21 protein-coding genes and 2 pseudogenes are annotated in these 23112 nt (G+C 67.6%); 7 read left to right on the top strand and 16 right to left on the bottom strand.

Annotation, left to right across the window (positions count from 1 at the left end; genetic code table 11):
• The first annotated feature begins 183 nt into the window (after positions 1-183).
• Positions 184-2412 carry a transketolase C-terminal domain-containing protein gene (locus tag ABZ827_RS01430; RefSeq protein WP_357234358.1) on the top strand — a complete coding sequence of 743 codons (2229 nt, stop codon included), beginning with the start codon at positions 184-186 and terminating at the stop codon, positions 2410-2412.
• Here the strand turns inward: ABZ827_RS01430 and ABZ827_RS01425 are convergent.
• The 3 genes from ABZ827_RS01425 to ABZ827_RS01415 form a co-directional block, all read right to left on the bottom strand.
• Positions 2390-2614: a hypothetical protein gene (locus tag ABZ827_RS01425; protein WP_357231152.1), complete on the bottom strand. Its 225-nt coding sequence runs from the start codon at positions 2612-2614 to the stop codon at positions 2390-2392. The genes ABZ827_RS01430 and ABZ827_RS01425 overlap by 23 nt on opposite strands.
• Before the next feature lie 101 nt (positions 2615-2715).
• Complete coding sequence (locus ABZ827_RS01420) at positions 2716-3150, bottom strand: carboxymuconolactone decarboxylase family protein (protein ID WP_357231150.1); 435 nt, start codon at positions 3148-3150, stop codon at positions 2716-2718.
• A gap of 43 nt (positions 3151-3193) precedes the next feature.
• Positions 3194-4096: an MBL fold metallo-hydrolase gene (locus ABZ827_RS01415; protein WP_357231147.1), complete on the bottom strand. Its 903-nt coding sequence runs from the start codon at positions 4094-4096 to the stop codon at positions 3194-3196.
• On the opposite strand from ABZ827_RS01415, the gene ABZ827_RS01410 reads away from it, so the two are divergent.
• Positions 4034-5203 carry a LysR family transcriptional regulator gene (locus tag ABZ827_RS01410; RefSeq protein ID WP_357231144.1) on the top strand — a complete coding sequence of 390 codons (1170 nt, stop codon included), beginning with the start codon at positions 4034-4036 and terminating at the stop codon, positions 5201-5203. The two genes, ABZ827_RS01415 and ABZ827_RS01410, sit on opposite strands and share 63 nt — an antisense overlap.
• On the opposite strand, the pseudogene ABZ827_RS01405 reads toward ABZ827_RS01410, so the two are convergent.
• Positions 5117-5311 (bottom strand): annotated as a pseudogene (locus tag ABZ827_RS01405) (hypothetical protein); the annotation flags it as partial. The gene ABZ827_RS01410 and the pseudogene ABZ827_RS01405 sit on opposite strands and share 87 nt — an antisense overlap.
• Positions 5312-5352: 41 nt before the next feature.
• Entirely contained in the window at positions 5353-7410 is a 2058-nt protein-coding gene (locus tag ABZ827_RS01400; protein WP_357231142.1) for a glycosyltransferase family 39 protein, read from the bottom strand.
• 367 nt (positions 7411-7777) lie between these two features.
• Here ABZ827_RS01400 and ABZ827_RS01395 point away from each other — a divergent pair, with 367 nt between their 5' ends.
• On the top strand, positions 7778-8026 hold the full coding sequence (locus tag ABZ827_RS01395; RefSeq protein WP_357231139.1) for a hypothetical protein: 249 nt from the start codon (positions 7778-7780) through the stop codon (positions 8024-8026).
• 323 nt (positions 8027-8349) lie between these two features.
• Here the strand turns inward: ABZ827_RS01395 and ABZ827_RS01390 are convergent, their stop codons facing one another.
• Both ABZ827_RS01390 and ABZ827_RS01385 read right to left on the bottom strand, forming a co-directional pair.
• On the bottom strand, positions 8350-9024 hold the full coding sequence (locus ABZ827_RS01390) for an HAD-IA family hydrolase (RefSeq protein WP_357231136.1): 675 nt from the start codon (positions 9022-9024) through the stop codon (positions 8350-8352).
• Positions 9025-9103: 79 nt separating this feature from the next.
• Positions 9104-9712 (bottom strand): TetR family transcriptional regulator, encoded by a 609-nt coding sequence (locus ABZ827_RS01385; RefSeq protein WP_357231133.1) that lies wholly within the window; start codon positions 9710-9712, stop codon positions 9104-9106.
• A 59-nt stretch (positions 9713-9771) separates the two neighbouring features.
• Here ABZ827_RS01385 and ABZ827_RS01380 point away from each other — a divergent pair, with 59 nt between their 5' ends.
• Positions 9772-10605 (top strand): class I SAM-dependent methyltransferase, encoded by an 834-nt coding sequence (locus tag ABZ827_RS01380; RefSeq protein ID WP_357231130.1) that lies wholly within the window; start codon positions 9772-9774, stop codon positions 10603-10605.
• Positions 10606-10724: 119 nt separating this feature from the next.
• Here the strand turns inward: ABZ827_RS01380 and ABZ827_RS01375 are convergent, their stop codons facing one another.
• Complete coding sequence (locus tag ABZ827_RS01375) at positions 10725-11690, bottom strand: alpha/beta hydrolase (RefSeq protein WP_357231127.1); 966 nt, start codon at positions 11688-11690, stop codon at positions 10725-10727.
• Between the two features lie 54 nt (positions 11691-11744).
• Here ABZ827_RS01375 and ABZ827_RS01370 point away from each other — a divergent pair, with 54 nt between their 5' ends.
• On the top strand, positions 11745-12593 hold the full coding sequence (locus ABZ827_RS01370) for an SDR family NAD(P)-dependent oxidoreductase (RefSeq protein WP_357231124.1): 849 nt from the start codon (positions 11745-11747) through the stop codon (positions 12591-12593).
• A 3-nt stretch (positions 12594-12596) separates the two neighbouring features.
• On the opposite strand, the gene secG is transcribed toward ABZ827_RS01370, so the two are convergent.
• From secG to ABZ827_RS01355, 3 genes and pseudogenes are all read right to left on the bottom strand, one after another.
• On the bottom strand, positions 12597-12830 hold the full coding sequence (secG, locus tag ABZ827_RS01365; protein WP_357231121.1) for a preprotein translocase subunit SecG: 234 nt from the start codon (positions 12828-12830) through the stop codon (positions 12597-12599).
• 14 nt (positions 12831-12844) lie between these two features.
• Positions 12845-14452: an MFS transporter gene (locus ABZ827_RS01360; protein ID WP_357231118.1), complete on the bottom strand. Its 1608-nt coding sequence runs from the start codon at positions 14450-14452 to the stop codon at positions 12845-12847.
• Between the two features lie 46 nt (positions 14453-14498).
• A pseudogene (locus ABZ827_RS01355) lies at positions 14499-15847 on the bottom strand (MFS transporter).
• Positions 15848-15998: 151 nt separating this feature from the next.
• Here ABZ827_RS01355 and ABZ827_RS01350 point away from each other — a divergent pair.
• Positions 15999-16796 (top strand): META domain-containing protein, encoded by a 798-nt coding sequence (locus ABZ827_RS01350; protein WP_357231115.1) that lies wholly within the window; start codon positions 15999-16001, stop codon positions 16794-16796.
• A 63-nt stretch (positions 16797-16859) separates the two neighbouring features.
• Here ABZ827_RS01350 and ABZ827_RS01345 read toward each other — a convergent pair whose 3' ends face one another.
• The gene (locus ABZ827_RS01345; RefSeq protein WP_357231112.1) at positions 16860-17153 is read right to left on the bottom strand and encodes a hypothetical protein; all 294 of its coding nucleotides are present in this window, start codon (positions 17151-17153) and stop codon (positions 16860-16862) included.
• A gap of 140 nt (positions 17154-17293) precedes the next feature.
• Positions 17294-17887 (bottom strand): TetR/AcrR family transcriptional regulator, encoded by a 594-nt coding sequence (locus ABZ827_RS01340; protein ID WP_357231109.1) that lies wholly within the window; start codon positions 17885-17887, stop codon positions 17294-17296.
• A gap of 286 nt (positions 17888-18173) precedes the next feature.
• On the opposite strand from ABZ827_RS01340, the gene ABZ827_RS01335 reads away from it, so the two are divergent.
• Positions 18174-19802: an MFS transporter gene (locus tag ABZ827_RS01335; protein ID WP_357231106.1), complete on the top strand. Its 1629-nt coding sequence runs from the start codon at positions 18174-18176 to the stop codon at positions 19800-19802.
• On the opposite strand, the gene tpiA is transcribed toward ABZ827_RS01335, so the two are convergent.
• From tpiA to gap, 3 genes are read right to left on the bottom strand one after another with little or no spacing between them, the layout of a single operon-like run.
• Positions 19744-20529, bottom strand: a complete 786-nt coding sequence (gene tpiA, locus ABZ827_RS01330; RefSeq protein ID WP_357231103.1) for a triose-phosphate isomerase — start codon at positions 20527-20529, stop codon at positions 19744-19746. The two genes, ABZ827_RS01335 and tpiA, sit on opposite strands and share 59 nt — an antisense overlap.
• Complete coding sequence (locus ABZ827_RS01325) at positions 20530-21753, bottom strand: phosphoglycerate kinase (protein ID WP_357231100.1); 1224 nt, start codon at positions 21751-21753, stop codon at positions 20530-20532.
• Positions 21754-21760: 7 nt separating this feature from the next.
• Entirely contained in the window at positions 21761-22780 is a 1020-nt protein-coding gene (gap, locus tag ABZ827_RS01320; RefSeq protein WP_357231097.1) for a type I glyceraldehyde-3-phosphate dehydrogenase, read from the bottom strand.
• Positions 22781-23112: the final 332 nt, after the last annotated feature.

Below are 23112 nucleotides of genomic sequence, written 5' to 3'. Positions count from 1 at the left end.
TTCGGTCTCCGGAGGGCTGTGTACGGGCCATCGAGCTCACAGCGCGGCCGCGACTTGCCGTTCCCGTACTCCCTATCCCCCGGCATCCGCGTTTAGGCTGGTGACGGTGATGGTCCGGTGAATATCGACGAGGCCGAACGGCGGTTTCGTACCGAGATCGCCGCGCTGCGCCCGGACGCGGAGATCGCGCCCGAACGGAAGCTCGCACCCGGGATCACCGGCGCGGTCTGCCTCGAATTGTTCTTTGCGCAGGTGCTGAGCAGGCACGCCGATCTGGCCGCACGGCGGCTGGGCGCGAACGGGCAGGGTTTCTACAGCATCGGATCGGCAGGTCACGAGGGCAATGCCGCGCTCGCCGTCGCGAGCCGGGTCAGCGATCCCCTACTACCGCACTACCGTTCCGGTGCGCTGTTCCTCGAACGGGCACGCCGGGCAGGGAACACGGATCCCGTGCGGGAGCTCCTGCTCGGAGTGGTCGCGGCCGCCGCGGATCCCATCTCCGGGGGCCGGCACAAGGTTTTCGGCAGCGCCGCGGCGAATATCATCCCGCAGACCTCGACCATCGCCTCACAAATGCCCCGGGCGGTGGGGCTGGCCTTCGCGATCGACCGCGCGGCCCGGCTCGACCTGGACTGCCCGTGGCCGCCGGATGCGGTGGTGCTGTGTGGTTTCGGGGATGCCTCCGCCAACCATTCCACGGCCGCGGGTGCGATCAATACCGCGGTGCACACCGCCCATCTCGGCGTCGCCGTGCCGGTGCTGTTCGTCTGTGAGGACAACGGAATCGGGATCAGCGTTCCCACCCCGCCGGATTGGATCGAGTACTCCTACGGTCACCGGCCGGGCCTGCGCTATTTCACCGCGGACGGCTGTGATCTCCTCGACGCCGTCACCACGGCATCCGCCGCTGTGGCGTGGGTACGCGAGCACCGGCGCCCGGCATTCCTGCGGCTGCGCACGGTGCGGTTGTTCGGGCACGCCGGTTCCGATATGGAATCCGCCTATCGCGATCCCGCCGCGGTCGCGGCGGATCTGGCCCGCGACCCGGTCACCGCCACCGCGCGCCGGCTGGTCACCGCTGGTATCTGCTCGCCCCAGGAAATCCTCGGTCATTACGACCGGCTCGGCGCGCAGGTGGCCGTCACGGCCGAGGAGGTGTGCCGGGAACCGAAACTCGGTTCGGCGGCCGCGGTGATCGCTCCCCTGGCACGGGCCCGACCGGCGTCGGTGCGCGATGACGTCGTCCGGGCGGATCGCTCGCCACAACCGGCCACCGGTGAGGACGATCGTTACCGGAACAGCGACACGGCTCCGTCGCCCGACCGGAACACGATGGCTCAGGCGATCAACCACACCCTCGCCGCATTACTCGCCCGCGACCCCGACATTCTCGTATTCGGCGAGGATGTCGCGCGCAAAGGCGGCGTCTACGGGGTGACGAAGGGACTGTACAAGCGGTTCGGCGCACGCCGCGTATTCGATACCCTGCTCGACGAGCAGAGCATCCTCGGCACGGCGCTCGGCGCCGGGCTCGCCGGTTTCGTCCCGATCCCGGAGATCCAGTACCTGGCCTACGTGCACAACGCACTGGACCAGCTACGCGGCGAAGCGGCGACACTGTCGTTCTTCTCGGCGGGCCGCTTCCGCAATCCGATGGTCGTACGGATCGCCGCCTATGGCTACCAGCGCGGTTTCGGCGGGCATTTCCACAACGACAATTCCGTTGCCGCGCTGCGCGATATCCCCGGTATCGTCGTGGCCTCGCCGTCCCGCCCCGACGACGCGGCGGCCGTGCTCCGCACCTGCGTTTCGGCAGCCCGCGTCGACGGGCGGGTCTGCGTCCTCCTCGAACCCATCGCGCTCTATCACACCCGCGACCTGCACGAACCCGGCGACGACCGGTGGGCGGCAACGATCACCGATACCCATGTGCCCATCGGACGGGCCCGCGTGTACGGCGACGGCACCGATCTGACGATCGTCGCCTTCGCCAACTCCGTCCCCATGAGCCTGCGCGTAGCCGACCGGCTGGCACGGCACGGGATCAACGCCCGGGTCCTCGACCTCCGCTGGCTGTCCCCGCTGCCCCGTGAGGATCTGCTTCGGCACGCGGAAGCCACCGGCCGCGTCCTGGTCGCCGACGAAACCCGGCGTAGCGGCGGAGTCAGCGAATCGGTCTGCGCGGCGCTGGTGGACGCCGGATTCACCGGGACCCAGGCCCGGGTGACCAGTGCGGACAGCTTCATCCCCCTCGGCCCGGCCGCTGCCCGGGTGCTGCTGAGCGAAGCCGATATCGAAGCGGCCGCCCACCGTGTATGCGCCGGCACCGGGCGGGGTGAGTTCAATTCGGGCAGTGTGAGCAACCCCGGCCCCGGATCGACCGTTTCCGCTAGATATCGATACCCGGATTGATCGCCGCGAGATAACCCTCGCCCTGCCGTGCGATGGCGAATATCCCGGACTCGTCGAATATGAAATCGTCCGAGTTCTGGCTGTTCTCCTCCCATCCGGGATGGTCGGTGTACGGCGCGGTGGCGTAGACGGCCTTCTTGGTCTCGTCGTCGAAGTAGAGCTGCGTGGTCAGCACCGTCTTCTTGTCGATATGCACCTTCACATGGATATACGTGTCCGCGACACCTTGTTCTGATCGACGTATGCCACCAACTATGGGCCGTGATCCCGACCTCCCCTGTGGAGTCGGCCGTCGTAGACATTTCAGGCCTGTTCGTCCTCGACGAGAAGGCCGGACTCGGCAGAACTCTCCACCGACTCCATCACGGCTGACGCATACGGGTAGCCGATGTAGTTGGCCAGGAGCGTCATCAACGCCGTGAGCTCATCGTGACCGATCCCGTGGTTGCCAGCCAGTCGCAGGTGGGTGGTGAGGCGGTCGCCGGATACCCCTTGGGCGGCCAAGGCCGCGACGATGGCGATACTCCGGTCCCTGGCCGTCAACCCGGGGTGGGCCCATGCGGGCCCACCCGCGGCGGCGAAGGCTTCCTCAGCGAACACCGATCCCACTCGGGCGGACATGGCCGCGGGCACGTCTTGTTCGGGTAGCTCGAAGATCCGGGAGTACACCTCGATGCCGCGTATGCGTCTGATCTCGGTGGAATTCTCGGCGGCCCAGCCGGTTCCGATCGCGTTCATCATGGTCCTCCGTTTGGTTGCTCGCCCCCGCCGCACTGGTCGATCACGCGAGGTGTTGCGTGTGTTCGGCGCACAGGCAACCGACGCCGCGCTCGATCCACTCCCGCATCGTCCAGTCCGGATGCCGCTCGATCATCAGCGCGCGAACCTCGTGGACTATGGCTTCTTCACTCATGGCCGAGTCCCGGCGGCGCCAGGTCTCATCTCGCAATTCGCGCAGGTAGTCGCGCACATCCGTGAGCAGCTGGGTATCGCCGATCGTGCCATGTCCTGGCACGACCACACGCGGAGCCTCGGCGGCGAGCTGCTCGATCACCTTGATCCAGCGCAAGCCGGAGACGTCGGTGTCGTAGGGCGGAAACCACGGGAAGATCGCAAACTGGCCGGCCTCGGCGAGGTCGCCGGTGAACAGCACGTCGGCGTCCGGGACGGCTACGACCTGGTCGCCCTTGCTGTGCGCGCGGCCGGTCGGGCGCAATTCGACGATCCGGCCTCCGAGATCCAGCTGGTACGTGCCGTCGTACACTTCGTCCGGTGCGGTGAGCGCGACACCCTCGAGCTGCCGGGCCACTGGCTCTCCGAGCTGTTCGAACATCGCCAGGTAGCTCTCGCCCTTTTGTGCAAGGTCCTCGGCTTGAGCCTTGTTGACCAGATAGGTCGCCTCGCCGGCGAACACCTGCGCGCCGAACGCGTGCTCGGGATGGAAGTGCGTGGTAGTCAGGTAGATCCTGCGGCCCTCAGCCTGCTCGGCGGCGAAAGCCAGCACCTTTTCGGCATTGCGCGGGCCCATGCCGGTCTCGACGACCAGCACCGAGTGCGTGCCGCCGATCACGCCGATGTTGGGCACGAGGTCAACGCGATGGTTCGGAATCACGAGCAGGTCGTGGCCGAGCTCGCGCACGTCCTTGATCTCGACGACCGGGTCCGGATTGGTGTACTCAGGCATGGTCAACTCCAGTGCTGGGTGGGTGCCGCGGCGCCCGGGCGGGGCGGTCTGATGCGGCTGAACCGATCAATTCCAGTCCAGCATCGGTTGATCACGCCTGTCCAAGACCCGTTGAACAAGGTTGATACCGTGCAGGTATCGTCGACGGTGATGGACCTGCGCCTTCTCCGCTACTTCGTAACCGTCGCCGAGGAACTCCACTTCCGGCGCGCGGCCGAACGCCTGCAGATGAGCCAGCCGCCGCTCAGCCGCGCGATCAAGACGTTGGAGGCCGACTTCGGCACCGTTCTACTGCGCCGCTCAGCGAGCGGGGTATCGCTGACCGCGGCGGGCGAGGTCCTTTACCGCGAGGCGCGCTCCCTGCTGGAGCAGGCAGGTCAGATCCCGGCCCGGGTCGCGGCCGCCGCCGGGGATGTCACGTTATCGGTCGGCACGCTCTCCGACACCGCCGAACAGGCCGGGCCTCGCCTGGTGGCCGCCTTCCGCGAGCGCCACCCCGCTGTCCACGTCCGCGTGCGTGAGACAGACCTCGGCGACCCCACCGCTGGGCTACGCGCGGGCCGGGTCGATGTCGTGCTCACGCGAACGCCGTTCGAGGACGCAGGAATCAGTACCCATGTGCTGCGTTACGATCCGGTCGGCGTGGTCTTGCGTGCCGACGATCCACTGGCCGGGCGCGACATCCTGCGCGTGCGCGATCTCGACGACCGTCCGTGGTTTCGGCTTCCCGAGGGCACCGACCCCGTCTGGCGAGCATTCTGGAACGCCACAACGCGTGGAGCACCGCATCGCGAAGGCCCGGAGGTGCGCACCATCCAGGAGTGCCTGCAGGCGGTGTTGTGGAACGGCACAATCGGATTGTCTCCCCTCGGCCACGCGATGCCCGATGGATTGGTCGCCGTCCCGCTCGCCGATTTGCCGCCGAGCCCGTTGGTCGTCGCCTGGAACAGCACGAACAGGGACCCGCTGATCCACTCGTTCATCCGCGTCGCCGCCGCCATATATCGGCCGAGCCTCGAGTCAGGTCAGGCGCCCGCCGGCAGTCGGGCTGCGTGTACTTGCGCGGAGCCATCGGGGACACCGACGCATACATCGGTCGCCCCATAGGCTCGTGGTAATTCTGATGCCCGTCGTGTACGTCTGGTCCGGCAGGAAAAGGCCCGAATAACGCACGCTGACCAGCTGAATGGCGAAACCCAGGCGGTTGCTGTCGCGGCGGCGCGCACGCCCAGCACTTCAGCGACCAGCACCTCACGTCACTGGACCCCCTGTGCCAGGTCGTACACGGTGACACCGTCGACCTCGGTGGCGCTGAAGTTCTCCGCCACCCATTGGCTGATCTTCGACGCCTCCGACTCCTCGGACGATCCCGGTCCGCCGCCGTGCCCGCCGGGAATGAAGTAGTGGATCGCACCGTCGGCTACATACTGCTGGAACTGCTCCAGAGTCGGGGACGGGTCGCCGCCACCGAAGCCACCGATAGATATCACCGGCGTATCCGACGCCAGCTGGTAGTCCGCGGCATTCATCGAACTGATCGTGGCCGCTGTCCACCGGAACGAACTCCCGTTCTGTTCGAGCAGTTCCGCGACGGCTTCGCTGTGCCCACCGGCTCCGGGACCGTCACCTTGTCCGGGCGCACCCGCGGCCCCGCGACCGTCCGGCTGTCCGTCGGGAGGGGCTCCCGCACCGGGACCCTGTGTTCCCTGACCGCCGGCCGCCGAAGCACCGCCGGGACCCCCATCACCCGAGGACGCGCCGTCCGGACCGGCAGTACCGGTGGGCGCACCTCCCGCGGGTCCGTCGCCGGCAGGGCGTCCACCACCGTCCCCGGCACCGGGCGGTCCACCCAAACCGCCCGGCCCACCCGCGCCGGTGCTCGGCCCGGCCAGCACGATCGAACCCACATGCGGTGTAGCCAAGGTGTCGACGGTATAGGCGACCGGTCCGGCCAGGCCGGTGAACAGCACCGTCAGAACCGATATCACCGTGAGCTTCCGGGACAGCGGGAACACGACGACGACTGTGGCCACAGTTCCGGCAGCGAGCACGACCCAGCGCAGCCACGGTACGAAATCATCGGTCCGGCCGAGAAATACCCACGCTGAGACCGCGGTCAGCGCGACGCTCAGCGCCAGGACGAGACGAACCCATAACCGGTCCCGTTCGCGCCATACCGCGACCCCGCCCGCACCGGCCACCGCGGCGACCGCCGGCGCCAGTGCGACGGTGTAGTACTGGTGGAAGGTGCCGCTCATCAGGCTGAACACCAACCCCGTAATGAGCCCCCATCCCCCGAACAGCAATAACATCGCACGCTGCCGGTCGGTCCGGGCAGCTTTGCCGCGCAATACAATTGCCGCGATCAGCAGGATCAGTGCCGCCGGGATCAACCAGGCGATCTGGCCGCCGATCGACGCACCGAACAGACGGGTGATACCCGCGTCACTGCCGAATCCACCGCCCGGCCCACCGCCGGAGGAGCTGAGCCGGTCGAGCCCGTTGTATCCGAGGGTCAGTTCGATAATCGAATTGTTCTCCGAGCCACCGAAATACGGCCGGGAATCCGCGGGCCACAACTGGGCTATCAGAATCCACCACCCCGCCGCGGCCACCATCGCGACCCCGGCGGCGAGCAACTGCGCGAGGCGTTTGCCGAATTTCGGCGGCCCTGCGAACAGGTACACCAGCGCCAGTGCGGGCAGTACCAGCATCACTTGTAACTGTTTGGCGAGGAATCCGAACCCGACGAAGGCCCCGCACAGCACCAGCCAGCGCCAGCGGCCGTCCTCGACTGCCCGGGCCATCGCCCAGACGGCGGCGATCATCAACAGCACCAGCAGCGCGTCGGGGTTGTTGAACCGGAACATCAACGCGGCGACCGGGGTCACGGCCAGCACCAGACCCGAGACCAGTCCTGCCGTCGCACCGAACGACCGCCGGACGGTGGCCCACAACAGGGCCACCGATGCGACACCCATCAGCACCTGCGGTGCCAGCATGCTCCAGCTGCCGAAACCGAACAGCCGCGCCGACAGTTCCATCGGCCACAGCGAGGCCGGCGTTTTGTCCACTGTGATGGCATTGGACCAATCGGAGGAGCCGAAGAAGAACGCCTCCCATGATTTCGCGCCCGACTGGACGGCGGCGGCGTAGAACGAGTTCGCGAACCCGTTGGCGGACAGGTTCCAGAAATAGGCCGCGGCGGTACCCACCAGCAGCACCGCGAGCCCGATCTTCTCCCACGGAATTCTTCGACCCGGTGGTGTGGCCGGTGGGACCGGCGCCGGGCGGAGCGTCATCAATGTGGTCATCGCATCCTCCCCGGGGCCGGGCGGCTCCCGCGGCCCGCCGCGTCGCGAACCGGTGCGGGCACCACGCCCGGGACGTCGGCGTAGTTCCTCGAAATCTCGGTCATGACGACCACGATCGACCGCCATCCTCCCCCTCCCCTGGGCCCCCGCTGGGAGAACCCTGGGAATCGGTGGCCGTATTCGCACCGAGTGGACCATGCGCGTCGAATTTCTACCCCTGACCTGGCACGACCACATTTGCCAGCCGATTCGCAGGTCGCCGGCAGGTCACCTCGAGCCACGCGGAACACGATGGCCACATCGGACCGGGTACGGCCCGTCCGACGGCCTGAACGTCAGGCCGCACGCAGAGGAGGAATATCTCGCAATGCAGATGATGAAGTCGAAGCTCGCGAAGGCGGCCGTGGTCGGCGGTGTCGGACTGGGAATGGCCGGCCTCGGCGCGGGCGTGGCGAGCGCACAGCCCGGCCCGGACCGGCCGGTTCCCGACCAGCAGCACAACCCCGGCCCGCGGCAGGACCAGGGCCCCCGGCACGACAACCCGGGCCCGCAGCAGCAGCATCCGGGCGGCCACGGCTTCTGGTTCTTCGACCACTGGGTGCCGATGCCCTGGTGACGCGATCGGGGTCATGATCCGCGGTCTGCGCCGACGCACTGTCACGACCTCGGGCTGCGTGGTGGGGTTCCGGGTATCGGAGCCTCACCACGCTCGCGTTCTCGACCTGCGTGTGACCGGCAGCACTCGGTGGAATAGCACCGGTGGTCTCCCGGTTGTAGCCATTGCCGGCGCCGGGACAGCCCCGGGCCCCACCCCTTCGTCGCTACGAGCGACCGCTCGCCGAGAGGCGCTTGTCGGGCGTCGGTTTTCGTCGCCGTGTCGCCGCCACGGTGTCGGGCGACCAGATGCCGCCGGGTGTTCCACCCGGCGGCATTTCGTCGTCAGCTCCCGGTGATCCCGTGATCGTCCAGCGCGTCGAGGAGTGCGCGCGACCGCTGCTCGACGGGCAATGGATCGACGAGCGCGACGGTACAACCGAGTTCGGCGGCGGCGCCGTCGGCTACCGCGCTGTCCCCGACCATCAGTACCTCGGGCGGCGCGACGCCGAGACGATCGCAGGCGCGCGTGAACAGTCGCGGGTCCGGTTTCACGGCGCCCTCGACATAGGAGAGGACGAAATCGTCCACGTACTCGGATATCCCCCAGCGGTCGAATACCGGGCGGATATCCCAGGCGATATTGCTGATGACGGCCGTCGGAATTCCGGCCTTCGCCACCGCTGCCAACGAGGCCGCCGTATCCGGGTACGGAGACCAGGATTCGGCCGAAAGCAGCTGGTCATAGAGGAAATCCGGATTACCCACCCCGGACCCGCGCAGCACAGCCGCATACACCTCGCGGTGCATGCGGGGATCGAGATCGCGGCGTTCCCATTCCGCGCCCAGATGTTCCGGCAGCCCACCGGGTCGTCCCACCGGAGCGGTCATCCGGCGCAATACCTCCGCCTGCACATTCCCGTCGAGTGGGTAACCGGTCGAACCCACCAATCCGTCCAGCACGGGTTCGAATCGGAACAGAGTGCCGGAGAAGTCGAAGAGAACACCGCGGATCGCCATGCGCCCCAGGTTACGGAGCACGATGTCCCCGTAGATCCGGTGGTAGCTCGACCCCTACGGACTCAGCGGCAGGTACCGTTCACAGCAGCCGCCGCTGGACGACATCGGCCGTGATCGTGTTCACCAGTGCGCCGACGGCCTCGGCATCCGGCCTGTCCGGACGACCCGCGAAAAGCAGATGTCCGCCGCCGATCAGCGATAACGCGAGTGAGTCGACATCGGCGTCGGCCGCGATACGGCCCATTTCGCATTCGTCGGCGAGATATGCGGCGAGCATGGCACCCGCCTCGGCGAGCACCGGAATACCGGCAGCGGACGTCGCCTCACGCAGCCGGGTCCGCAGTTCGTCGCGGAAGATGACGAGTCCGACGATCGCCACCGCCACCGGATCGAACAGGTCGAGCAGAGCTTCGGTGAGGTTTCCGGTAACGGTGCCGGTTCCGGCGGACCGGTGCAGCGATACGGCCTGGCCCTCGATTCGGGCGATACGATCCAGCACGAGATCGAGCAGGAACGCGTCGAAATCGGCGAAGTACCGGTGCAGTACCCCCTTCGCCACCCCCGCTTCGGCGGTGACGGCACGGCTGGTCAGCGCGCCGGCTCCGTCTCGCACCAGGATGCGCTCGGCCGCGTCGAACAACTGTTGACGCGCGTCACGGATATGGACACCGGTCGGCACCGTATTCATCCTCCACAGGTCAGGCGCCCACCGTTGTCTAGTGGGCGCGTGCCCACTAGTGTGGGCACATGCCCACTGTATCGCCCGAGTCTTCGCCCTCACCCGCCCCGGAGCCGTACCGGCACCGCGAGGTCGCCGAATCGTTCGGCGTCGATCCACAGCGCTACGACCGGGCGCGCCCCCGCTATCCCGAAGCCCTTATCACGCGAATAATCGCCACCTGCCCCGGCGACGAGATACTCGATATCGGCTGTGGGACCGGTATCGAAGCCCGGCAGTTCCAGGAAGCCGGCTGCACGGTGCTCGGCGTCGACCCCGACGAACGGATGGCCGAATTCGCTCGCCGGACCGGGGTCGAGGTGGAAATCGGCACCTTCGAAACCTGGGACCCCGCCGGCCGCACCTTCGACGCGGTGGTCTCCGGGCAGGCCTGGCACTGGGTGGACCCGGTCGCAGGCGCCGCCAAGGCCGTCCAGGTCTTGCGCCCCGGCGGCCGGCTCGCCGTGTTCGGACATGCTTTCGACGCACCGGCCGAGGTCACCGGCGCATTGGCCGCCGCCTACGAACGCGTGGCGCCCGACTCCCCGCTCGCGCGGGCCGCCGCGCAGTCGCGATCCGCCCTGGAGACGTATCAGGCGATGTTCGCCGCGGCCGCCGACGGGATGCGCCGCGCGGGCCGCTTCAGCGAACCGGAACAGTGGCGATTCGACTGGGAACAGTCCTATACCCGAGACCAGTGGCTGGACCATCTGGCCACCACCGGCGGACTCACTCGGCTCACGCAGGACCAGCTCGCGGTCGTACTCGACAGCGTCGGCGCAGCCATCGACGGGATCGGCGGCGGCTTCACCATGCTGTACACCACCCTCGCCGCCACCGCGACGCCTACGGGAAGCCGTTAGCCCGGACCCGATTCCCGGCTTCGACAACGGATCACACCCGCGAGCGTGCGGCCGGTGCATGCCGGGAGGGAAGGCAGCGCCGCCCGCACACATACCTCGACGCCGAGGCCTCCGCTATGTCACGGATGGAGTTCGGCGAGACTACCGAGCAGGAACTCGTTCACGGCGTCGGTGGCTTCCAGCTGCACCAGATGCCCGGCTTTCGGAACCCGCCGCACCGCACGCAGATCAGGCACCACGGCACGCATCGTGTCGAGCGGATCGCGGCCGCTGAACCCTTCCATATCCGGATCGTTCTCGCCGTAGACGAAATACACCGGAACGGCCGGTGCGGTATTCGCGTAATCGGCGGTGAGTTCCCAGTTGCGGTCGATGGCCCGGTACCAGTTCAGCCCGCCGGTGAATCCGGTGCGTTCGAAATCCCCGGCGAGGGTATCGAATTCCGCCGTGGACAGCCACGGCCACGGCAGCTCGGGCGCCTGCGGGAGGGCATCGATATATCGGGTGCCGGGCGGGTGCTGCCACACATCGAGATAGTGGAAGTCACCGCTGAGGGCGTAGTAGACGCGAGAGAGGAACTCGCGGGGCTGTTCGGCGAGATGCGCGTCGGCGACACCCGGTTCCTGAAAGTACTGCAGGTGCAGGAAGTGCCGCTCGGCCATTTTCGCCCAGTAGTACCCGGGTGGTTTCGGAGATCGAGGCGCGAACGGATTGTTCAGCACGACCAGGCCGCGCACCCGCTCCGGCGCCCGCAACCCCAGCTCCCAGAGCAGGGCGGCGCCGAAGTCGACACCCACGAATACCGCCTGATCGGCGTCGATATCGTCCAGCAGCGCCAGCAGATCGCCGGCAACGGCCTCGTTGGTGTACTCGTCGATCGTATCCGGCGCGTCGGTGCGGCCGGCGCCGCGCAGGTCGGGGGCGATCGCCCGATATCCTGCCGCGGACAATGCGGCCAGCTGGCGATGCCATACGTATCCGGTGTGCGGAAAACCGTGGCAGAAGATCACCGGGTGACCCCGGCCCTGTTCGGCGATGTGCATACGCACGCCCCCGGTGTCGACGAACCGGTGTGTCGGCGCCACGGAACCTCCCGAATACTAGAACGCGTTACAGTTTCACGGTAACGTCCCGGGACTGTGAGCGGAATACCACACCCCCTGAAGAACCGGATCGCACTGGTCACCGGCGCGAGCCGCGGTATCGGCAAAGGTATCGCGCTGGAACTCGGCGCGGCCGGCGCGACCGTCTACGTCACCGGCCGATCGCAGCAACCCGGCAAACTCCCGGGAACCGTGCGGGATACGGCCGCGCAGATCGATGAACTGGGCGGCACCGGTATACCGGTCGTCTGCGATCACGGCGACGACGACGCGACCGCAGCACTGTTCGAGCAGATCGGGAACGAGCAGGGCCACCTCGATGTCCTGGTCAACAACGTCTACAACTCCCCCGCCGCCGCCCGCTGGCTGGGCCGCAAATTCTGGGACGTACCACCGAAGGCCTGGGACGAGACGTTCCAGATCGGGGTGCGCTCACACTATGTGGCCAGCGTGTACGCGGCACCGCTGCTGCTGAAAAACGGTGGGCTCATCGTGAACGTGTCCTCGCCCGGCGCACAGCGCCAGATGCACAACGCCGTCTACGGTGTCGGGAAAGCCGCACTGGACCGGATGACCGCGGACCTCGCGCATGATCTGACGGATACCGATGTGACGGCCGTCTCGATCTGGCCGGGTCTGGTAGCCACCGAACTCCTGCAGCTCATTCCCGCCGATGACCAGGGCAAACGAGTGGTGACCCTACCCGGTGAGGGCAGCTTCGATCTGGACGAGGCCGAGACTCCGCGGTTCGCCGGCCGCGCGGTGGTGGCGCTGGCCGCCGACCCGGACCGGAAGAAACGCGCCGGGAAATCCTGGAAGGTAGCCGATCTGGCGGAGGATTACGGGTTCACCGATATCGACGGACGCGTGCCGCGGCACGACTGACCGTCAGGCGAACTTGATCTCGAGACCGATCCCCAGGATCGCGATGAACCAGATCAGCCCGGTGAAGATGGTGATGCGGTCGAGATTCTTCTCGGCGACGGTCGAGCCCGACAGGCTCGACTGCATCCCACCACCGAACAGGCTGGACAGACCTCCGCCCTTGGCGCGGTGCAGCAGCACCAGCAGCACCAGCAGCAGGCTGGTGATGATCAGGAGGATATCCAGGAACATCCGCATGCCGGACAGTGTATCTATGCGCGCGGATCCACCGAAACCAGGTGGGTGAGCGTCTCGTCGTGCGCGAACTCGGCGACCGCGCGTTCGCGCATCAGATCCTGCGCGGTGAGCCGCACCTTGTGCTGCTGCATATGCTCCGACCACGAACGCACCACAAAAGCTTCGACGTAACGGTCCTCGGCACCCACATCCCGGTACAGCCGCCATTCCATCGCCCCCGTGCGCTGCCGGGACCGGCCCACGAAACCCATCGCCGCGAGGAACTCCGGCACCTTCGGCTGTGGTACGTCGTAATCCTTCAGCACCAGAACCGGGCCGTCGTCCGGCTCGGGTTCGACCACGAGCTGGGGTTCGGGCCAGTACGCGTTCGGGGTCAGGTCGAAACCGGCGGCGAACTGCCGCATGGGCAGCCAAACGGTGCTGAGCGCGCACCCACCGAGCAACGCCGCCGCCGCCAACAGCGCGGTCACCGCACCGTAAGCGCCCGCGACCAGCCCCCACACCACCGACCCGACGGCCTGCCCGGCCATGAACACCAGCATGTACACCGACAGACCGCGAGCCCGCACCCAACCCGGTAACAGCAACTGCATGGTGGCGTTCATGGTGGAGAGGGTGAGCAGCCAGGCGGCCCCGGCGAAGACCAGCAGCAGGAGCACCAGCGCCTCGACGCGCAGCAGCGCCGTGCCACAGCAGGCCAGCCCGAACACGACCGCGGCGGTCGCGACCTGCTGGGTCGGGGTGAGCAGAGCCCGCACCCGCGCCAAACTCACCGCGCCCAGTACCGCGCCGACCCCGAGCGCCCCGAGCATCAGCCCGTAACCCGAAGAACCCAGCCCGAGCTGATCACGCGCGATCACCGGCAGCAATGACCACAGCGCACTCGCCGGGGCGACGAACAGGATCGTCCGCAGCAGGACCCGCCGGATCGCGGGCGCGGCCTTGATGAACCTGGTCCCGGCCTGCAGCGCGGCCAGCGGACGTTCGCTCGGCAGCTTCCGTTCGACCCGCGGTCGCCGCCAGAACAGCAGCGCGGCGACGATGGCACCGAACGAGAGGGCATTCAGTGCGAATACCAGCGCAGGCCCCGACAGCGCGACCAGCACGCCCGCGATGGCCGGCCCGACCGCACGGCCCATATTCATATTCATACTGCCGAGAGCGGCGGCCGAGGGGATCTGCTCCCGCGGCACCAGCTCGGGCTGAATGGCCTGCCAGGAGGGCGCGACGACGGCCTGCCCGCAGCCGAGGAGGAAGAGCAGGGTGAGCAACACCGCGGGTGTGGTGTGCCCCGTGGCCGTCGCGACCGCCAGCGTGATCGCCAGCAGCGCCATCGTGGACTGTGCACCCAGCAGTAACCGCCGGCGATCCAGCAGATCGGCCAGCACACCGGACGGGATGGACAAGATCATCACTGGGAGCGTGGTCGCGGTCTGCACGAACGACACCAGCGCGGCCGCGTTGGGTTCGTCGACCAGGACCCATTGAGCCCCCACCATCTGCATCCAGGTGCCGAGATTGGAGATGAGCTGCGCGATCCACAGCGCGCGATAGACCCGGGACCGCAACGGCGCCCACGTGGAAACAGGTTTCGGCGCGGCGGTGGTCACTCGGGCCAGCATAGCGCCGTGCTCCGGCCGGGCCGTCGGCGACCGGGACGCCGGGCGCTCACGCGGTGAGCCGGTCGTCCTCGCTGATGAACCGCGTGGCGATCACGCTAACCACCGCTGTCGCCACCAAATACCCGCAGGCCAGCCACGGTGTCGAACCTCCGACCGCGATCAACGCCGTAACGATCATCGGGGTCAGTCCCGAGGCGTAGATCCCGGAGAACTGGTAGACGAAAGACAAACCCGTGTACCGCACCTCGGGCGGATACAGTCCGGCGTACAAGGTGCCCTGCGCCCCGTAGAACAGCGCGTGCGCCACACCGAACACGGCGACGATCGCGACGGTGAACACCACGATGTTCCCGGTCTCGAAGAGCAGGAACACCGGGTACACCAGCACCCCGTACGCCGCTATCCCGGCGATATAGATGCGGCGCGGCCCGAAGCGGTCGGTGAGCCGGCCGGACACCGGGATCAGCGCGGCCATCACCACAGCCGCGAGGGTGACTGCCAGCAGCACCGGAACCTGTTCGAAGCCCAGCTGTCCGGTCGCGAAGCTGATCGCGAACACACCCCAGGTATTGAACGCCGCGCCCTCACCCCACCGCGACAGCAACCCGAGAACGGTGTTGCGCCGGGCGCGGCCGTTGCGGAACAACTCGACCACCGGCACTTTCGATATCCGGTTGAGCCGGTGACCTCGCGGAACGCCGGAGTTTCGTCGATCTTCAGCCGTACCACCAGCCCGATCAGTACCAGCACCACGCTGGCGCCGAACGCGATCCGCCACCCGTAGTTCAGAAAAGCGTCTTCGCTCAATACCGTTCGCAGCAGCGCGAACACCCCGGTGCCCAGGGCGAGCCCCAGCGCGAGCCCGACCTGCGGATAGCTGCCGAACAGTCCCACTTTCCGCCGCGGGCTGTGCTCGACCGCCAGCAGCACCGCACCGGCCCACTCCCCACCGAGCGCGAAACCCTGCAGTATGCGCAACACCAGCAACAGGATCGGTGCGGCGACACCGATCGCGGCGGCGGTGGGCAGTACGCCCATCAGGGCGGTGGACCCACCCATGATCGCCATCGTCAGGGCGAGCGTTCGTTTGCGGCCGATCCGATCGCCGATATGCCCGAATACGAGTCCGCCGACCGGACGCATAAGGAAACCGACGGCGAAAGTCGCGAACGCCAGCATGGTCCCGACGAATGCGCTGGTGTCCGGGTAGAACAGTTTGTCGAAAACGATGCCCGCCGCAGTGGAATAGAGGAAGAAGTCGTACCACTCGACGGTGGTCCCGATCAGGCTCGCCGCGACCGCCTTCCGGGTATCGCCGGCGTCGAGCCGGACGTCGGCTGCCTCGGCGGGGTCGTCCGTGCGGGCGGGCGCCGCCGCGGTTTCCAGCAACGACATGGTGTCCCTTCGATACGGTAACGACTCGACGGGTGAGGATATGGCGGGACGGGACCCGTCAGGAGGGTTGAAATCAGCGAGATTCGAGCCCACGCCCGGGACCGGATGTCGTCACCCCGGACACCGCCGCCCGCCGGGTAGCATCGCCGTCATGCCGGGACGAGCGCTCCGATTCGGTGCGGCACTATCGCTGATCCTGCTCGCGTCGACAGCGTGCGGGAACGACGGCGATTCCGCCGCACCGGAATCCGCGGCGACCCCGATGGGCACCACCTACCTCTCGACCGAGGTCACGGGTACACCGATTCCCGGCGGTGGGCCGCTCACCCTGAGTTTCGCCGACGGCCGGGTCACCGCCGACGCCGGCTGCAATACCCACAGCGGCGCGGTCGACCTACGCGACCACGTTCTGCACGTTTCCGGACTGGCGAGCACCCTCGCCGCCTGCCCCGGAGAACGCGGCGAATCCGACGCCTGGGTCGGCGAACTCCTGCGCGGCGATCCGACCTGGGAGCTCGATCGCGACCGGCTGACACTGATCGGCAAGAAATCGACAGTGGTGCTCACCGATAAGAAGGTCGTCCAGCCGGACCGGCCGATCCGCGGTACCGAATGGGTCGTCACCGGGCTGCTCACCCCGCAGGCCCGGGTGCAGTCCCGCACGATCGAGGAAGTCCGGCCCACGCTCACCATCAGCGAAGACGACCGTCTCACCGGATTCGCCGGCTGCAACCGGTTGACGGGCCGCGCCGTCGTCACCGGCACTCCCGCCGGCGCCGATATCGCCTTCACCGCGGCGACCACCCGGATGATGTGCGCACCCGAGGTCATGGAGGTGGAACAGGCGGTCCTCGCCGCCCTCGACGGCACCGCGCAGGCCACCGTCGACGCCGATACCCTCACCCTCCGCAACCCCAACGGCCACGGTCTGACATTGCGCGCCGAATAGCCGGTTGCCGGGGCGGTCGCGGTGAACTCGGCTCGCCCCAGCGGTCGATTCCACGACCGAGGTCTACCGGCTGAACACCACGCTCTCGAACGCCCCGGTCTCCGCGTCCATGGGCACTCCCTCACAGTTCGGGCCGGGGAAAGCCGCCACGCGCATATCGGTGTCGTTGGCGAGGGTCCCGCCGGCACCCGGTGTGTTGTAGCACCGGTCAGGGTCGAGATCGCTCAGCACGGACGGGCCCCCGATCTGCGATCGGTAGACGAACTCACCGGGATCCGCGTGGGCGCTGAGCGGAACGGTGAGAACCAGCGCCGCGCCGGCGGTGCAGCTGCCCAGGGTTTCGACGATATGTCGCACTAGCTCTTCCTCTCACTCGGAATTGCAGGCCACTCACGTCCAGCACCGCAGTATTCCGGATCGCCGGCCGGATCCCCGGTAGCCGGCCCAGCCCCCCGGTCGATGGGCCCGTCGCGGCACCCGCGATCACGGCCACGACCTCATTTCGCGGGCCGCGTAGCCGGGTGATCGGCCGGGGCAGGCCCGTCCAGCTGGTGGAGGGTGGGGATCAGAAAGCGTTTCAGCAGCTGAGCCTCTGTATCGGCATCGGTGGGCCATAACAGCAGCGATAGCACCGACCGGATGAACCAGATGCCGGTGAGCGGGTCGTCCGGGCGGGTGCCCAGCACCTCGGCAGCGATGCCGAGCAGCGCCGGCGATCCGGCGAACGTCAGCACCGAGCGCGGACCGTGCTGCGAGGCGAGGAATGCGGCCACGACCGGGTCGGAACGAACCTCGCGCAGCGCGACGGTGATCGCCGTGAAGACGCGGTCGGGTCCGGTGCGGTCACCCATCGCGAGCCGCACCACATCGGCGATGCGGTCCGCGGCGCGGGTGAGGACGGTTTCGCGCAGATGCGTCACACCACCGGTGTGACGGTAGACGGTAGCGCGGGAGCAGTGGGCGTGCCGGGCGACGGTATCGACGTCGAGGCTGTCGAATCCGTGCCGCACCATCAGGTCCGCGACCGCGGCATAGATGTGATCGGCAGCGGTGTCGTGGCGATCCGCGCCCAGTAACCAGTCTCGCGCCATTAGATCAGTATGCGACATTTCGATCCCTCGAGAGACCTAGATTGTGCAGCTCATGCCCGTGCACTGAGACACCCGGCGCCAGAATCGCTCCTCGATATGTTTCGACTTCGGTCGCACATCTTGTTCCGGGAGGTCCACAGCGACGACCGTGGAGGCGAGCACGACGTCGGCGGCCGGTTCCCGCGCCGCGCCGGGCCGTATCTCGCGACCCGGCGCACGGTCGCCTTCGCCTGCCGCACCGAAACCCGGACCTTGCGGCACACCGGACCGTGAACGGAGGGCATAGATGTCGATCACCGAGGTGATGGCCCCACCAGCACGCGGATGGTCGTGGGCGCAGCGGCAAACCCTGGCCGTGTCATGTATGGCCGTCACATTGGTGATCGCCTCGATGGCCGCCCTGTACACCTCACTGGCGCCGATCACCATCGCCACCGGCGCGAACCACACTCAAGCGACGTGGATCGTGGACGGATACACCCTCGCGCTGGCCTGCCTGGTGCTGCCCGCGGGCGCCCTGGGCGACCGCTACGGCCGGCGCCGGTTGCTGATCGGCGGACTCGTCGTCTTCGCGGCCGCATCGATGATCCCGCTGGCCACATCCGCCGTCGCCTGGCTGATCGCCGCCCGCGTACTCGCCGGGGTCGGTGCCGCGCTGGTCATGCCGTCGACCCTGTCCATGATCACCACCGCGTTTCCGCCTGGCCAATCGGGACGAGCGGTCGGCGTCTGGGCCGGGGCGGCGGGCTCCGGCGGCCTGCTCGGTCTCATCGGATCTGGGCTTCTACTGCAGTGGTGGTCGTGGCAGTCCATCTTCGTCGGCATGGCCGTCGCCGCGGTCGTACTCGCCGCCGCGGGGCTCACGCTGGCCGAATCCCGCAGCGTGACTCCGACCGGGCTCGACCCGCTCGGCGCGCTCACCGGGGTCACCGCGATCGCGCTACTGGTCTGGGCATTGATCGCGGTCGCCGACCGGGGATGGAGTGATCCGTTGATCCTGGCCGGCCTGACCGGCGCCGCGCTCGCGGCGGAGCTGTTCGTGGTGGTCGAACTCCGGGTCCGGTTTCCCATGCTGGATCTGCGGCTGTTCGCGCGACGAGGATTCGGCTGCGGCGCCGTATCGATCACCGTCCAGTTCCTGGTCACCTTCGGCCTGTTCCTGATCGTCGTGCAATATCTGCAGTTGATCCTGGGTTACAGCCCCCTGCGTGCCGCCGTCGCCGTTCTGCCCATGGGTGTCGCCGTGGTCGGACTGTCGTTGCTGTCGCCACTGCTCACCGCCCGCTACGGGCTCCGGCTGCCCACCGTCGCCGGATTGACTGTCCTCGCCGCCGGCCTTCTGCTCATGACCGGCCTGACACCCGGCTCCGGTTATCCCGGTGTGCTGCTCCCGCTGTCCATCGTGGGCATCGGAATCGGCTTCGCCGCGGCACCCGCCACCACCGCGATCATGAGCGACGCCGACGCCGATATGCACAGCGTCGCCGCGGCGGTCAACGATGCCGCCCGTGAGATCGGCGCGGCCATCGGCATCGCCGTCTCCGGCACCGTCCTGGCCACCGGCTACCGCACCAGCATCGCGCCGAGCCTCCCGCAACTGCCCGAAGCCGCCCGCGAACCGGTCGCGCATTCTCTCGGTGCCACCACCCAGCTCGCCGAACAGGCCGGCCCGGCCGCGCAACCGCTGCTCGATCTCGCTCGCACCGCCTTCCTCGACGGCATGCACAACACCGTCTTCACCCTCGCGGTCATCAGTCTCATCGCCGCTGCCGCCTTCGCTTTCTGGGCGCCGGGAAGCCCGGAAACGCCGAGGCCCGCCGGGTCGGTACCCGGCGGGCCTCGATTCGTTCAGCTGCTCAGGGCAGGGGTCCGCCCGCGGCGATCGCGGACAGCGTCGCGAATTCGTCGCCCTTGAGCGAAGCGCCACCGACCAGCGCGCCGTCGATATCGGTCTGCTTGGTCAGCTCACCGACATTCTTGGCGTTCACCGAACCGCCGTAGAGCACCCGCACGGTCTCGGCGACCTCTGGGCCGGCGAGCTGAACCAGCTCACCGCGAATGGCACCACAGACCTCCTGCGCGTCGGCCGGGGTGGCGACCTTTCCGGTGCCGATCGCCCACACAGGTTCGTAGGCGATGACGACCTTCGCGATCTCCTCGGACTTCAGCCCCTTCAGCGAACCCCGCAACTGCTCCAGGTTGTATTCGACGTGGGTGCCGGCCTCCCGGACGTTCAATCCCTCACCGATGCAGACGATCGGGGTGACCCCGTGCTTCAGCGCCTGCTTCGCCTTGGCGAGCACCGTCGCGTCGTCTTCGTTGTGGTACTGGCGGCGTTCGGAATGCCCCACCACCGCGAACGCACAACCGAGCTTGGCCAGCATGGACGCGCTGACCTCACCGGTGTAGGCGCCGGATTCGTGCACCGACACATCCTGCGCACCGTAGGTGATCCGCAGTTTGTCGCCCTCGATCAGCGTCTGCACGCTGCGGAGATCGACGAACGGCGGAATGACCGTCACATCGACCTTGTCGAAGTATTTGTCGGGCAGCGCGAACGCGATCTTCTGCACCAGGGCGATGGCCTCGAGATGGTTGAGGTTCATCTTCCAGTTGCCCGCGATCAGCGGTTTCCGGGCCATCTACGACTCCTCGGCGTCGTCGAGCACGCTGATACCGGGCAGCGTTTTACCTTCCAGGTACTCCAGGGAGGCGCCGCCACCGGTGGAGATATGCGAGAAATCGCCCTCCGGAATACCGAGCGCGCGCACGGCCGCGGCGGAATCACCGCCACCGACAACGGTGAACGCACCCTTACCGGTCGCCGCCGCGATGGCTTCGGCCACCCCGCGGGTTCCCGCGGCGAACTTGTCGAACTCGAACACACCCATCGGGCCGTTCCAGAACACCGTCCGCGCCTCGGTGAGCAGCGCGGCGAAACGCTGCACCGATTCGGGGCCGATATCCAGGCCCATCCAGCCGTCCGGAATCTCGTGGGCCGGTACGACCTTCGATTCGGCGGTGGCGGAGAAGGAATCGGCGACGACGATATCCCGCGGCAGATGGATCACATCGGCGTAGCGGTCCAGCAGGCCCTTGCAGGTGTCGATCATCTCCTCCTGCAGCAGCGAGGATCCGACCGGCAGGCCTTCGGCGGCGAGGAAGGTGAAGCACATCCCGCCACCGATGACCAGGGTGTCTACCTTGGGCGCCAGGGCCTCGATCACGGCCAGCTTGTCCGAAACCTTCGACCCACCGAGCACCACCGCGTACGGGCGATCGGTGGATTCGGTGAGTTTGGCCAGCACATCGGCCTCGGCCGCCACGAGCCCGCCGGCGTAATGCGGCAGCAGTTTCGCCACGTCGTAAACCGAGGCCTGCTTGCGGTGGACAACACCGAATCCGTCGGAGACGAACGCGCCGTCGTCGCCGACCAGTTCCACCAGGGCAGCCGCCAGCTTCGCCCGCTCCGCGTCGTCCTTGCTGGTTTCGCGCGGATCGAACCGGATGTTCTCGAGCAGCAGCACATCACCGTCGGTGAGCCCCTCGGACCGGGCGAGCGCGTCCTGCCCCACCACATCACCGGCGAGCTGCACATTGCGGCCCAGCTCGGCGGCCAGCCGGGTGGCCACCGGAGCCAGGGACAGCGCGGGGTCCGCGGCACCCTTCGGCCGGCCGAGATGCGCGGTGACGACCACCTTGGCGCCGGCTTCCACCAGCGTGCGGATGGTCGGCACCGAGGCGGTGATCCGGCCCGGATCGGTGATCTCGCCGTTGTCGAGGGGCACATTGAGGTCGGAGCGCACCAGTACGCCACGGCCCTCGACGCCCTCGGCGAGCAGATCGTCCAGAGTTTTGATGCTCACGCCGGACCTACAGGGACTTGCCGACGAGACCGATGAGATCGGCGAGGCGGTTGGAGTAGCCCCACTCGTTGTCGTACCAGGAGTACACCTTCACCTGGTCGTCGATCACCTTGGTCAGCGGTGCGTCGTAGATCGAGGAGTGCGGGTCGGTCACGATATCGCTGGAGACGATCGGATCGACGTTGTACTTCAGGATGCCCTTCAGCGGACCCTCCGCGGCCGCCTTGAACGCCGCGTTGATCTCGTCGACCGTCGCCTTCTTGGCCAGATCGGCGGTCAGGTCGGTGATCGAGCCGGTCGGCACCGGAACACGCAGCGAGTAACCGTCCAGCTTGCCGTTCAATTCGGGCAGGACCAGGCCGATGGCCTTGGCCGCACCGGTGCCGGTCGGCACGATGTTCAGCGCGGCGGCGCGGGCGCGGCGCAGATCCTTGTGCGGCCCGTCCTGCAGGTTCTGGTCCTGGGTGTAGGCGTGGATCGTGGTCATCAGACCCTTGACGATGCCGAACTCGTCGTGCAGCACCTTGGCCAGCGGTCCCAGGCAGTTGGTGGTGCAGGACGCGTTGGAGATGATGTTCTGGCTGCCGTCGTACTTGTCGTCGTTGACACCCATCACGATGGTGATGTCCTCGCCCTTGGCGGGCGCGGAGATGATGACCTTCTTCGCGCCGGCGGCCAGATGCCCCTTGGCCTTGGTGGCGTCGGTGAAGATACCGGTGGACTCGACCACGACGTCCACACCCAGATCACCCCACGGCAGCGCCGCCGGGCCCTCCTTGATGGCCAGCGCCTTGATCCGCTGGTCGCCGACCACGATGGTGTCCTCGCCGTCGAGCGACACATCCTGGGGCAACCGGCCCAGAACCGAGTCGTACTTCAGCAGCGTGGCGAGGGTCGCGTTGTCGGTGAGGTCGTTGACCGCGACGATCTCGATGTCGGTGGTGCCCAGCGCCTTCTGCGCCTCCACCGCCCGGAAGAAGTTACGTCCGATACGACCGAAGCCGTTGATACCTACCCGGACAGTCACGTTTCTCGCTCCTCAGCTGTCAAGCGGATAATTCCGATGCTCCACTCACACTAATGCCTTCAGGTCATCGCTCCGACACGCCCCTCAACCAGCCGTATGGTCACGCGATACGGCCCCCGAGCCCTCCGCGCCAGGCGCACCCGGCCCCGGAAGCCCCGGGACCGACACCCCCATCCGCAACCGGCGAGCCCCGGGCCCCAGCCTCCGCACGACCGACCGTGCACACCGAGCACAGTCAGTTCGGCGTGCCCTGAACCTTCAAGCACCTCTCCGAGCCCACCATCACCTCTCGGCACTCTTGTTGCCGGTGTTGGGCCGGGTGTCTCAGCGTG

It is taken from the genome of Nocardia sp. NPDC019395 (genome assembly GCF_040632335.1).
Classification (GTDB): Bacteria; Actinomycetota; Actinomycetes; order Mycobacteriales; family Mycobacteriaceae; genus Nocardia.
This window is presented reverse-complemented; position numbering and strand designations above follow the sequence as displayed.